This window comes from Pseudorhodoferax sp. Leaf265 (genome assembly GCF_001422365.1).
In the GTDB taxonomy this organism is placed as follows: Bacteria; Pseudomonadota; Gammaproteobacteria; order Burkholderiales; family Burkholderiaceae_C; genus Pseudorhodoferax.
Genome location: NZ_LMMT01000007.1, coordinates 57,210 through 69,698, shown reverse-complemented (window position 1 = coordinate 69,698; position 12,489 = coordinate 57,210). Strand labels below are relative to the sequence as shown.

Sequence of the window (12,489 nt, the reverse complement as noted above, 5' to 3'; positions counted from 1 at the left end):
TCGCGAATTCAGACCGGTGGTCGTAGTCTCTCGTCCGTTTGCACAGATGAGCGCAACAGACTCCAGACGGCCTGGATGCGTGCGATGGAGCGGTTCTCCTTGGGCATGGAAATCCAGAAGGTGCGCACGAACTGCGCCTCTTCGGGCAGCACAGCGCACAGCCGCGCGTCGCCGTCGGCCAAGAATGCCGGCAACACGCCGATGCCCGCCCCCTGGGCCACGGCCTGGTGCTGGGCCAGCACGCTGGTGCTGCGCAACGCGTAGCGTTGTGGCCGGCACAGCTCGGCCAGGTAGCGCAGCTCCTTGCTGAACAGGAGGTCGTCGATGTAGCTGATGAAGCTGTGCTGCGGCAGGTCGTCGCGGCCACGGATAGGTGGATGCCGTGCCAGGTAATCGTGCGAGGCATACAGCCGCAGCACGTAGTCGCACAGGCGCGCCGCGACGGCGTTGCCGCGCACCGGCCGCTCCAGCGAGACCACGATGTCGGCCTCGCGCTGCGAGAGATTGACGTTGCGCGGCAGCGGCAGCAGGTCGACCACGAGCTGCGGATGGGCCTGCGCAAAGCGCGCCAGCATGGGCGCCAGCACCACGGTGCCGAAGCCCTCTGTCGCGCCCACGCGCACCACGCCCGAGAGTTCGCCAGCCCGCGCCGCAGCGGTGCCGAGCACCGCGAGGCTGGCGGCCTCCATGGTCTCCACCTGGGGCAGCAGGCGCCGGCCGGCCTCGCTGACCACGTACTCGCCGCCCGAGCGCGTGAACAGCGGCGCGCCCACGGTCTGCTCCAGCGCGCGGATGCGGCGCGACACCGTGGTGTGCTGCACGTCCAGCCGCCGCGCCGCGGCACTGAGCTTGCGCGTGCGCGCCAGTTCCAGGAAGTAGCGCAGATGGTCCCAATCCATGGCCCGCGAGTATTGTGCAAATTTGCAGAGTCGGACAGCCTGGTTTGCTATTGCCGATGGAAATTTGCACAGGTAGCATGGGCGGCGCTTCTCAGTCCGAGACCCGAACCGATACCAGGAGACCTGCCCATGTCCGCCCTTCCCAAGTCCGAGCCCGCCGTGCCCACCGTCAAGCTGCTCATCGACGGCAAATTCGTCGAATCGCGCAGCACCGAGTGGCGCGACATCGTCAACCCTGCCACCCAGGAAGTGCTGGCGCGTGTGCCCTTCGCCACGCCGCAGGAGATCGACGCAGCCGTCGCCTCCGCCAAGACCGCGTTCAAGACATGGCGCAAGACCGCCATCGGCGCACGCGCGCGCATCTTCCTCAAGTACCAGCAGCTGATCCGCGAGAACATGGCCGAGCTGGCCGCGATCCTGACGGCCGAACAGGGCAAAACCCTGCCCGACGCCGAAGGTGATGTGTTCCGCGGGCTGGAGGTGGTGGAGCACGCCGCCAGCATCGGCAACCTGCAGCTCGGCGAACTGGCCAACAACGTGGCCAGCGGCGTCGACACCTACACCGTGCTGCAGCCGCTGGGCGTGTGCGCGGGCATCACGCCATTCAACTTCCCGGCGATGATCCCGCTGTGGATGTTCCCGATGGCGATTGCCACCGGCAACACCTTCGTGCTCAAGCCGTCCGAGCAGGACCCCATGGTCACCATGCGCCTGTGTGAACTGGCGCTGGAGGCCGGCATTCCGCCCGGCGTGCTGAACGTGGTGCATGGCGGCGAGGTCGCCGTCAACGCGATCTGCGACCACAAGGACATCAAGGCCATCAGCTTCGTCGGCTCGACCAAGGTCGGCACCCATGTCTACAACCGCGCCACGCTGGCCGGCAAGCGCGTGCAATGCATGATGGGCGCGAAGAACCACGCCATCGTGATGCCCGACGCCAACAAGGAACAGACGCTCAACGCGCTGGCGGGCGCGGCCTTCGGCGCTGCGGGGCAGCGCTGCATGGCGGTCTCGGTGGCCGTGTTGGTCGGCGAGGCGCGCAACTGGATTCCCGACATCGTCGAGAAGGCCAAAACGCTCAAGATCGGTGCCGGCACCGAGAAAGGCGTGGACGTGGGCCCGCTGGTCTCCTGCGCCGCCTACGACCGCGTGACGGGCCTGATCGAGCGCGGCCTGGCCGATGGCGCCACGCTGGACCTGGACGGCCGCAAGCCCACGGTGCCCGGCTACGAGAAGGGCAACTTCGTCGGCCCGACGGTGTTCTCGGCTGTGAAGCCCGGCATGAGCATCTACGACCAGGAGATCTTCGGCCCCGTGCTGTGCCTGGCCGGTGCCGAGACCATCGACGAGGCCATCGAACTCATCAACAGCAACCCCAACGGCAACGGCACGGCCATCTTCACGCAGTCCGGCGCCGCGGCGCGCAGGTTCCAGGAAGACATCGACGTGGGCCAGGTCGGCATCAACGTGCCGATCCCGGTGCCCGTGCCGCTGTTTTCGTTCTCGGGCTCGCGCGCCTCCAAGCTCGGCGACCTGGGCCCCTACGGCAAGCAGGTCATCCTGTTCTACACGCAGACCAAGACCATCACCGAGCGCTGGTTCGACGACTCCACGGTCTCGCAGGGTGTGAACACCACGATCAGCTTGAAGTAAGTTCGGGTCCATGGACTTCGAGCTTTCGGAAGATCAACAGGCCTTCGCCGACACGGCCCGGGAATTCGCCACGCACGAACTGGCGCCGCACGCGGCGCAGTGGGACCGCGAGCAGACCTTCCCGCGCGAAGCCATCGGCAAGGCCGGCGACCTGGGCTTTTGCGGCCTGTACGCGCCAGAGCGCATCGGCGGCCTCGCGCTGCCGCGGCTGGACGCCACGCTGGTGTTCGAGCAGATGGCGGCCGTGGACCCATCGACCACGGCCTTCATCACCATCCACAACATGGCGACCTGGATGCTGGGCAGTTGGGGCCAGAGCGCCGTCTGCGAGCGCTGGGGCGCGGACCTCACCAGCGGCCGCAAGCTCGCCTCCTACTGCCTGACGGAACCCGGCGCGGGCTCGGACGCCGGCAACCTCAAGACGCGCGCCGAGCTGCAAGGCAGCGAGTACGTCATCAACGGCGGCAAGGCCTTCATCTCGGGGGCTGGCGCCACCGACGTGCTGGTGCTCATGGCGCGCACGGGCGGCGGCGGCGCGGGCGGCATCTCGGCCTTTGCGGTGCCGGCCGATGCACCCGGCGTCTCCTACGGCAAGAAGGAGCACAAGATGGGCTGGAACAGCCAGCCCACGCGCACCATCGCCTTCGACAACGTGCGCGTGCCGGCCGACCACCTGCTCGGGGCCGAAGGCGAAGGCTTTCGCATCGCCATGAAGGGGTTGGACGGCGGGCGCATCAACATCGCCACCTGCTCGGTCGGCGCAGCCCAGGGCGCGCTGGACGCGGCACGCCGCTACCTGCACGAGCGCCAGCAGTTCGGCAAGCCGCTGGCCAGCTTCCAGGCCCTTCAGTTCAAGCTCGCCGACATGGCGACCGAACTCGTGGCGGCGCGCCAGATGGTGCGCCTGGCCGCCAGCAAGCTTGACGCCGGCCACCGCGACGCCAGCACCTATTGCGCAATGGCCAAGCGCTTTGCGACGGACGCGGGCTTCGCGGTCTGCAACGACGCGCTGCAACTGCACGGGGGCTACGGCTACCTCGGCGAATTCCCGCTGGAGCGGCTGGTGCGCGACACGCGCGTGCACCAGATCCTCGAAGGCACGAACGAAATCATGCGCCTGATCGTGGCGCGCAAACTGCTCGAAAGCGACGTGGACATCCAATGACAGAAGCCGTGGTTCTCTTCAACGAAATCCAAGCCCAGAACGGCAAGCGCTTCGGCGTGGCCACGCTCAACGCGTCGGCCTCGCTGAACGCGCTCTCGGTGGCCATGGTGCGGCTGCTCACACCGCAGCTGCGGGCCTGGGCCCAGGACGACGGCATCGTCGGCGTGCTGCTCGACGCGGCCGGCGAGAAGGCGTTCTGTGCCGGCGGCGACCTGCGCCAGCTGTACCAGACGCTGCTGGACTGCGGCCCGGCCCGCAACGAGTATGCCGAGCGCTTCTTCGGCGAAGAGTACGAGCTGGACTACCTGATCCACACTTTCCCCAAGCCCTTCCTGTGCTGGGGCCACGGCATCGTGATGGGCGGCGGCATCGGCCTCTTGGCCGGCGCCTCGCACCGCGTGGTCACGCCGCAGAGCCGGCTGGCCATGCCCGAGATCCACATCGGCCTGTACCCCGACGTGGGCGGCAGCTGGTTCCTGCGCCGCATGCCGGGCCGCACGGGCCTGTTCCTGGCGCTCACGGCCGCCAACTTCAACGCCAGCGACGCGCTGTTCGTGGGCCAGGCCGACCACCTGGTGCCGCACGAGCGCAAGCCGAACGTGCTGGCCGACATCGCCGCTGCCGACTGGGGCAACGATGCCGCGGCCAACCGCGCCCTGCTCTCGCGCCTGCTCATCGCTGCGGGCGAAGGTGCGCAAGCGCCGGCTTCCAAGCTGCGCGAGCACTTCGACACCATCAACGCCCTGATGGCCGGCGACGACCTCCTCGACATCGCCGCACGCCTGAACGCTCTGCAGAGCGAGGACGCTTGGCTGCAGGGTGCGGCCAAGGCCTTCGCGAAGGGCGCGCCGAGCTCCATCGCGCTGAGCTTCGCACTGTGGCAGCGCGTGCCGCGCATGTCGCTGGCAGAAGTGTTCCGGCTGGAGTACTGGGCCTCGCTGGGCTTTTGCGCGCACAAGGACTTCGCCGAGGGCATCCGCGCCGTGCTGGTCGACAAAGACCGCAATCCGAAGTGGAGCCCGGCCAGCCTTGCCGAGATCACGCCGGCCTTCGTCGAGGACCACCTGCGCCCGCGCGGCGAGATGGCGCCCGAGCTGGTCGGCCTCGTCTAGACATTCAACCTACGGAGACAAGCACATGAAGATCGCCTTCATCGGCCTCGGCAACATGGGCGGCCCCATGGCCATGAACCTGCACAAGGCCGGCCACCAGGTCAGCGGCTTCGACCTTTCGGAAGCGGCTTGCAAGAAGTACGCGGCCGACGGCCTGGCCATCGCTGCCACGGCGGCCGCCATGCTGGACGGCGCCGAAGTCGTGGTCAGCATGCTGCCGGCCAGCCAGCATGTGGAGGCGCTGTACCTTGGCGACAACGGACTGCTCGCCAGGATCGCGCCCGGCACGCTGGTCATCGACAGCAGCACCATCGCGGCCGCGAGCTCGCGCAAGGTGGCCGAGGAAGGCCGCAAGCGCGGCATTGCCGTGCTCGATGCCCCGGTCTCGGGCGGCACCGGCGGCGCCATCGCCGGCACGCTGACCTTCATGGTCGGCGGCAGCACGGCAGACCTGGAGCGCGCGCGCCCCGTGCTCGAGAAGATGGGCACCAACATCTTCCACGCTGGCGATGCCGGTGCCGGCCAGACTGCCAAGATCTGCAACAACATGCTGCTGGGCATCCTCATGATCGGCACCTCCGAGGCGCTGGCGCTGGGCGTGGCCAATGGGCTGGACCCCAAGGTGCTGTCCGAGATCATGCGCCGCAGCTCGGGCGGCAACTGGGCGCTCGAGAAGTACAACCCCATGCCGGGCGTGATGGAGACCGCGCCCGCCTCCAAGAACTATGCGGGTGGCTTCGGCACGGACCTCATGCTCAAGGATCTGGGCCTGGCGCAGGAGAACGCCGCTGCCGTGCGCGCCTCTACGCCCTTGGGTGGCTTGGCGCGCAACCTGTATGCGGCACACAGTCTTGCCGGGCATGGCGCGCTGGACTTCTCCAGCGTGTTGAAGATGGTGCAAAAGGGCTGAAGCTCAGGCCGCCAGTCAGGCTTCATCCGTCACCTGCCGCCAGGCCTGCAGGCCTAGCAGGTCGCGCAAGCTGGCTGCACCACGCGCCGAGATGGCCAGGGCCCGGTTGCCGGCCTTGCGGCTCAGCCACCCCTGGTCCAGGCAGTGCGCGCAAATCATCGCGCCGAGTCGGCCGGCGAGATGGGGCTTGCGTTCGCTCCAGTCCAGGCAGGGACGGCAATACGGCCGGGCACGCCGCGTCGGCGGCTCGTTGGATGCCAGCGACAGGCCCCAGCGTGCCAGCACCGGCCCGGCCCGCTCGGTGACGAGGCCGGCCTCCCCATCGAATTCGATCGCCTGGTCGGCTTGCAGCCGTTCGGCAATGGCCAGCCCGAGGCGGCCGGCGATGTGGTCATAGCACATGCGGGCCATGCGCATCGCCGGCTCGCGCGGGCCGGGCACGACGGGCCGCTGCAGCGGCACCGCGCCCGCGATCTGCATGAGGCTCTCCAGCACCTTGGCCACTTCGCCCGAGGCGAGCCGGTGGTAGCGGTGCCGGCCCCGCTGTTCCATGTGCAAAAGGCCTGCCGCCACCAACTGGGCCAGATGGCGGCTGGCGGTTTGCGGCGAGACGCTGGCGGCCCCGGCCAGTTCGGTCGCGGTGAGCCAGCGGCCATCCATCAGCTGCAGCAGCATCGCCGCGCGTGCGGGCTCGCCGAGCAGGGAGGCAATCCGGGCAATCTGGTTGGTGTTCATGGTGTCGCTCCGACTGCCAGCGTATCCCAAGGCGCCAGCCGGACACTTCGTTCCGCAGCGAAGCATCGCGGCTGGCCCGTACCGCAGCATCGAGCACATCGCGGGCTGTCCCGCCTACCGCGCTGCCCACACCATGCCGCCCACCCTCTTCCCGCTTTCGCCCCCTTGCCATGGCCGCACCGTCGTGCGCGCGGCGTTCGTGCTGGCGCTGTTCGGCTGGGGCGTGGGCTTCTACGGGCCGCCGGTCTTCCTGTATGCGGTGCCGGAGCGCACCGGCTGGCCGCTGTCACTGGTCAGTGCCGCGCTGACTTGCCATTTCCTGTTCGGTGCCGGCGTCGCCGCCAGCCTTCCTGCCATCCACCGGCGCATCGGGATCCCTGCCGCGACCGTGGCTGGGGCCGTGCTGCTGGCAGCAGGGGTGCTCGGCTGGGCTGCAGCAGCCGCCCCCTGGCAACTCTTCGTGGCGGCCATGTGCACCGGCGCGGGCTGGGTGCCGATGGGCGCCGCAGGCATCCATGCGATCGTCTCGCCCTGGTTCGCCGCGACGCGGCCGCTGGCATTGGCCAAGGCCTACAACGGCGCCAGCGTCGGCGGCATGGTCTTCACGCCGCTGTGGGTGCTTCTGATCGACCGCGCTGGCTTTCCTGCGGCGGCCACGCTGGTCGGTCTCGCCATGGTCAGCGTGGTGTTGTCCATCGCCAGCCGGGAACTTGCCTGCGTTCCCGCGGGCCAGGTTCCGGCCACCGTGCCGGCGCCGCTGCTCCGCGCCAGCGGTGCCGTGGCCGTACGTACCACGCTGTGGCGCGACCGCAGCTTCGTGACACTGGCCGCAGCCATGGCTCTGGGCCTCTTCGCGCAGATCGGGCTGATCTCCCAGCTCTTCTCATGGCTCGCAGCCGGCCTGGGCACCCGGCAGGCGGGCTGGACCATGGGGCTGGCCACCGGTTGCGGCATGGCCGGCCGCTTCGCCATGGCGTGGCTGCTGACGCGGTGGGCCGACCGGCGCCGCGCCGCAGCGACCAGCTACGCCGTGCAAGCCACCGGAACGCTGCTGTTGTGGTGGGCAGGCATAGAGCACCCGGCGCTCCTGGCCTGCGGCGCCGTGTTGTTCGGGCTCGGCATCGGCAACGCCACCTCGCTGCCGCCGCTGATCGCACAGGCGGAGTTCGCGCCTGCCGATGTGCCACGCGTGGTCGCGCGCAGCGTGGCGCTGTCGCAGGCGCTGTACGCGTTCGCCCCCGCCGCGCTGGCCGTCCTGGTTGCCGCCGGGCCGCACGCTGGGCCGTCCGCGGCAACCGGTTATGGCGCCTGCTTCTTCGTGATCGTCGTGCTGCAGGCTTCGGCCGCCGTGGTCGTCGTCAGCGCGCCAGCGCCTCGACCAGTTGCTCTGGCTGCACCGGTTTGAACAGGCAGGGCAGCCCGCTGGCGCGGATGGCGGCGATGCGCTCGGGCGCGGTTTCGCCCGTCACGAGCAGGCCGCGCATCTCGGGCAGCTTCAGACGCACCTCCACCAGGAAGTCCAGCCCGCTCTCGCTGCCCGGCAGGCGGAAATCGGCCACCACGGTGCTGATCTCCGGATGCTGCCGCAGCGCCAGCCTGGCTGCCGGCACGTCGGCCGCCAAGCGCACCCGGCAGCCCTGGGCCGACAGCCAGGACGCCATGGCCATGGCACTGACGGCCTCGTCGTCGAGCACCAGCACATGCGCAGGCAGTTGCACGGGCCGGCGCGGATGCGGCGGCAGCACGGCGCCTGACGATGCCACCGGCGGCACGGCTCTGACCAGCACGCCGAAGCGCGTGCCCCGGCCCGGGCGCGAACGCAGCTGCACCGGGTGCTGCAGCAGTGCCGACAGCCGCCGCACGATGGACAGGCCCAGCCCCAGGCCCTGGGCACGGTCGCGCTGCGGATTGCCGACCTGGTAGAACTCCTCGAAGACCTGGGCCTGCTGGGCCGGTGCGATGCCGATCCCGGTGTCCAGGATCTCGAAGCGCACGGCCTGGCCGCCGTCCGGCAGGTGCGCCGGCCGCGCCGCGACCAGCACGCCGCCCTGCTCCGTGTACTTGAGCGCGTTGTCCAGCAGGTTGCCGAGCAGGCGCTCGAGCAGCAAGCGGTCGCTGGCCACATGCAGGTCGCCCGGTGCGCGGATGCGCAGGCGCAGGCCCTTCTCCTGTGCCCGCACGCCATAGGTGTTCTGCAGCGAGACAAACAGCGCGTGCACGCCCAGCGTCTCGATGCGCGGCTGCACGGCGCCCGCATCCAGCCGCGACACGTCCAGCATGCCGTCCAGCGAGGTGCCGAGCATGCGCACCGAATGCGCCAGGCGCGCCACCGTCTCGTGCTGCGGCCCCTGGGCCAGCCCATGCTCCAGTACTGCGGTGAACAGCGAGACCGCGTGCAGCGGCTGGCGCAGGTCGTGGCTGGCCGAGGCCAGGAAGCGCGTCTTCTCGCGGCTGCCGGCTTCCACGCGCTCGACCTGCTCCGCCAGGCGCTGCGCCAGATCTTCGCGGTCGAAGCGCACCTGCAGCGAGTCGACCAGCAGGTCCACCTGTTGCGCCGTCCATTTGACCAGTGTGGAGCTGTACTGCGCCAGCGCCAGCGCCATGATCCAGCCGATCAGCCCGCCCGACCAGGCCAGCGCCAGCACCAGGCCGCACATGGCCGGCACGACGAAGGCAGCGACCGTCTGCCGGTGCGAACTCAGCACCGCGGCCGCGCTGGACACCATGCCGACGATGAACACCGCCATCAGCGCCATGGAGGCGGTGTCGCCGTGGCGCATCAGCAACCAGGGCGCCATGGCCCAGGCGCCGCCCAGCATCCAGAGCAGCCGGGTCTGGCGGTGCAGCTCCGGCCCCAGTTCGGCATCGGGCACCGGCCCGCGCGCGAGCAGCCGGCGCGTGTGGGTGTAGCGCAGCGCCTGCACGCCGTGCACCAGCGCCGCCCAGACCAGCACCCGCGGCGACGGTGCCAGCACGTAGAACAGCACCCACAGTGCCAGCGCGTACAGCGCGGCTGCGATGGACGCGGCCAGGCTGAATTTCTGCAGCAGCAGCTCGAGCTGGGCGCGCCGTACCGGGCGCATCGTGTCGGCGCCGCGCTCCGCATCGACGAGTTCCTCGTGCAGCAGCAGGCGCTGCCAGGCCGCGGCCTTGGGCATGTCGGGCTCAGGTGGGGAACATGCCTAGCAGCTCCGCGCGCGAACGCACGTTGAAGCCCAGGAAGACCGAGGACACGCAGTTCTTGACCGTGCCCAGCGTCAACCCCGTCTCCGTGGCGATGGCCTGGTTGTCCAGGCCGGCCAGCAGCAGTTCGAGGACCTGCACCTGGCGCGGGCTCAGCCCCAGGCCCTGGGCCGTGCGCAGCGCGGCCGCGCCCGGTGGTGCGCTCGGGACGGACAGCTGCGGCGGGCCATCGGCATGCTCGCGCAGCACCTCGACCCAGGCGTCCATCGCGCCCGCATCGGCCGACTTGCCGATGTAGGCGCGCGCGCCCAGGCGCAGCGCCTCCTCGCGGATGCGCAGGTCCTGCGCGCCGCTGAGCACCACCACGGGCACGCCGGGATGGTCGCGCCGCAGGATGCGCAGGCCGGCAAAGCCCTTGGCATCGGGCAGCTGCAGATCCAGCAGCACCAGCGCAATGCGCCCCTGCGCCTGGGCGAGCCGGGCCAGGCCCTGCTCCAGCGTGCCGGCTTCCTCGACCGCATAGCTGTCGGCGAACTGCTGCATGACCAGCGTGCGCACGCCCATGCGCACCAGCGCGTGGTCGTCGATCACGAGCAGGCGCTGCACGCCGGCCATGGGCACGGGTTCCGTCAGGGGAGCAGACATGGCGCAGAACATACCAACAAGCCCTGCGGCTGACCAGCGGCGCGTGCCGGGGCCGGTGACCGGGGTCATGGCCGCACCGGCCCGCAGGCGCGCCCCGATAATCGCGCCCCATGAATCCCCTGCTCGCCCGCCTGCAGCCCTACCCGTTCGAACGGCTGCGCCAGTTGTTTGCCGGCGTCACGCCACCGCCCGGCCTGCGCCCCATCAGCCTGGGCATCGGCGAACCCAAGCACCCGACCCCGCCCTTCATCCAGGCCGCGCTGGCCGGTGACCTGCGCGAGGGCCTGGCCGGCTACCCGCCCACGGCCGGCACGCCTGCGCTGCGCGCCGCCTTCACGGGCTGGCTGCAGCGCCGCTATGGCCTGGCGCTGGACGCCGCCACCCAGGTGCTGCCCGTCAACGGCTCGCGCGAGGCCCTGTTCGCATTCGCGCAGACCGTGGTCGATCCGACGCGGCCGGGTGCCACCGTGGTCTGCCCCAATCCGTTCTACCAGATCTACGAGGGCGCAGCCCTGCTGGCTGGCGCCGAGCCCTACTACGCGCCGAGCGACCCGCAACGCAACTTCGCGGTCGACTGGGACAGCGTGCCCGAGGCGGTCTGGGCCCGCACCCAGCTGCTCTACGTCTGCTCGCCCGGCAACCCCACGGGCGCGGTGATGCCGCTGGACGAGTGGCGCAAGCTGTTCGAACTGTCCGACCGGCACGGCTTCGTGATCGCCTCGGACGAGTGCTACAGCGAGATCTACTTCGGTGACATTCCGCCGCTGGGCGGCCTGGAGGCCGCGGCGCAGCTGGGCCGCGGCGACCTGCGCAACATCGTGGCATTCACAAGCCTGTCCAAGCGCAGCAACGTGCCGGGCATGCGTTCGGGCTTCGTCGCGGGCGACGCCGCGCTGATCCAGCAGTATCTGTTGTACCGCACCTACCACGGCAGCGCCATGAGCCCGGTGGTGCAGACGGCCTCCATCGCGGCCTGGAACGACGAGGCCCACGTGCGGGCCAACCGCGCGCTGTACCGCGAGAAGTTCGCGGCCGTCACGCCGCTCCTGTCCGAAGTGATGGACGTGCGCCTGCCCGATGCCAGCTTCTACCTGTGGGCCGGTGTGCCGCTGCGCCCGGGCGAAGCGGCCGAGGGCAGCGATGCGCGCTTCGCCCGCGAGTTGCTCGCTCAATACAATGTGACGGTCCTGCCCGGCAGCTACCTCGCACGCGAGGCCGCAGGCCTCAACCCCGGCCAGGGACGCGTGCGCATGGCCCTGGTGGCCGAGACCGCCGAATGCGTGGAAGCCGCGCAGCGCATCGTTCAATTCATCCAATCGAGACCGCAAACAGCATGAGCCAACAGCTTCAAACCACCATCGACAACGCCTGGGAGAACCGGGCCAGCCTGTCGCCCCAATCCGCCCCCAAGGAGGTGCAGGACGCCGTCGAGCACGTGATCGCCGAGCTCAACAACGGCAAGCTGCGCGTGGCCACGCGCGAAGGCGTGGGCCAGTGGACCGTGCACCAGTGGATCAAGAAGGCCGTGCTGCTGTCCTTCCGCCTGAAGGACAACGAGGTCATGCAGGCCGGCGCGCTCGGCTTCTACGACAAGGTGCAGACCAAGTTCTCGCACCTGTCGGCCGAGGAGATGAAGGCCACCGGTGTGCGCGTGGTGCCGCCGGCCGTGGCCCGCCGCGGCAGCTTCGTCGCCAAGGGCGCCATCCTGATGCCCAGCTACGTGAACATCGGCGCCTACGTGGACGAAGGCAGCATGGTCGACACCTGGGCCACCGTGGGCAGCTGCGCCCAAGTCGGCAAGAACGTGCACCTCTCGGGTGGCGTGGGCCTGGGCGGCGTGCTGGAGCCGCTGCAGGCCAACCCGACCATCATCGAAGACAACTGCTTCATCGGCGCCCGCTCCGAAGTGGTCGAAGGCGTGATCGTCGAAGAGAACTCGGTGCTGGGCATGGGCGTGTACATCGGCCAGAGCACGCCGATCTTCAAGCGCGACACCGGCGAGATCATCTACGGCCGCGTGCCGGCCGGTAGCGTGGTGATCAGCGGCGCCCTGCACAAGAAGACCGCCAACGGTACCGACTACTCGACCTACGCCGCCGTCATCGTCAAGACCGTGGACGCGCAGACCCGCGCCAAGACCAGCCTGAACGACCTGCTGCGCGATTGAGTGCGCCACCCGGAGGCCCG

General features: G+C 69.8%; 11 protein-coding genes. 7 read left to right on the top strand and 4 right to left on the bottom strand.

The features are described from left to right. Nucleotides 1-8 precede the first annotated feature (8 nt). Nucleotides 9-899 carry a LysR family transcriptional regulator gene (locus tag ASF45_RS08810; protein ID WP_056660128.1) on the bottom strand — a complete coding sequence of 297 codons (891 nt, stop codon included), beginning with the start codon at nucleotides 897-899 and terminating at the stop codon, nucleotides 9-11. Nucleotides 900-1,028: 129 nt separating this feature from the next. On the opposite strand from ASF45_RS08810, the gene ASF45_RS08805 reads away from it, so the two are divergent. From ASF45_RS08805 to mmsB, 4 genes are read left to right on the top strand one after another with little or no spacing between them, the layout of a single operon-like run. Next, nucleotides 1,029-2,552 (top strand): CoA-acylating methylmalonate-semialdehyde dehydrogenase, encoded by a 1,524-nt coding sequence (locus tag ASF45_RS08805; RefSeq protein ID WP_056660126.1) that lies wholly within the window; start codon nucleotides 1,029-1,031, stop codon nucleotides 2,550-2,552. A gap of 10 nt (nucleotides 2,553-2,562) precedes the next feature. After that, nucleotides 2,563-3,717: an acyl-CoA dehydrogenase family protein gene (locus ASF45_RS08800; RefSeq protein ID WP_056660122.1), complete on the top strand. Its 1,155-nt coding sequence runs from the start codon at nucleotides 2,563-2,565 to the stop codon at nucleotides 3,715-3,717. Then, nucleotides 3,714-4,829, top strand: coding sequence for an enoyl-CoA hydratase/isomerase family protein (locus ASF45_RS08795; RefSeq protein WP_056660119.1), 1,116 nt, complete (start codon nucleotides 3,714-3,716; stop codon nucleotides 4,827-4,829). Before ASF45_RS08800 ends, ASF45_RS08795 begins: the two co-directional genes overlap by 4 nt. A 25-nt stretch (nucleotides 4,830-4,854) precedes the next feature. Next, nucleotides 4,855-5,739: a 3-hydroxyisobutyrate dehydrogenase gene (gene mmsB / locus ASF45_RS08790; protein WP_056660116.1), complete on the top strand. Its 885-nt coding sequence runs from the start codon at nucleotides 4,855-4,857 to the stop codon at nucleotides 5,737-5,739. Between the two features lie 15 nt (nucleotides 5,740-5,754). On the opposite strand, the gene ASF45_RS08785 is transcribed toward mmsB, so the two are convergent. Beyond that, complete coding sequence (locus ASF45_RS08785) at nucleotides 5,755-6,474, bottom strand: helix-turn-helix transcriptional regulator (protein ID WP_056660113.1); 720 nt, start codon at nucleotides 6,472-6,474, stop codon at nucleotides 5,755-5,757. A 133-nt stretch (nucleotides 6,475-6,607) separates the two neighbouring features. Here ASF45_RS08785 and ASF45_RS08780 point away from each other — a divergent pair, with 133 nt between their 5' ends. Beyond that, the gene (locus ASF45_RS08780) at nucleotides 6,608-7,879 is read left to right on the top strand and encodes an MFS transporter (protein WP_162243977.1); all 1,272 of its coding nucleotides are present in this window, start codon (nucleotides 6,608-6,610) and stop codon (nucleotides 7,877-7,879) included. Here ASF45_RS08780 and ASF45_RS08775 read toward each other — a convergent pair. Further along, nucleotides 7,833-9,632: a hybrid sensor histidine kinase/response regulator gene (locus ASF45_RS08775; RefSeq protein ID WP_056660110.1), complete on the bottom strand. Its 1,800-nt coding sequence runs from the start codon at nucleotides 9,630-9,632 to the stop codon at nucleotides 7,833-7,835. The genes ASF45_RS08780 and ASF45_RS08775 overlap by 47 nt on opposite strands. Before the next feature lie 7 nt (nucleotides 9,633-9,639). Beyond that, nucleotides 9,640-10,302 (bottom strand): response regulator transcription factor, encoded by a 663-nt coding sequence (locus tag ASF45_RS08770; RefSeq protein WP_162243976.1) that lies wholly within the window; start codon nucleotides 10,300-10,302, stop codon nucleotides 9,640-9,642. A 110-nt stretch (nucleotides 10,303-10,412) separates the two neighbouring features. On the opposite strand from ASF45_RS08770, the gene dapC reads away from it, so the two are divergent. Together dapC and dapD are read left to right on the top strand one after the other, a co-directional pair. After that, nucleotides 10,413-11,639, top strand: a complete 1,227-nt coding sequence (gene dapC / locus ASF45_RS08765; RefSeq protein WP_056660104.1) for a succinyldiaminopimelate transaminase — start codon at nucleotides 10,413-10,415, stop codon at nucleotides 11,637-11,639. Further along, nucleotides 11,636-12,469 carry a 2,3,4,5-tetrahydropyridine-2,6-dicarboxylate N-succinyltransferase gene (gene dapD, locus ASF45_RS08760; RefSeq protein ID WP_056660101.1) on the top strand — a complete coding sequence of 278 codons (834 nt, stop codon included), beginning with the start codon at nucleotides 11,636-11,638 and terminating at the stop codon, nucleotides 12,467-12,469. Before dapC ends, dapD begins: the two co-directional genes overlap by 4 nt. The last annotated feature ends 20 nt before the right edge of the window (nucleotides 12,470-12,489 follow it).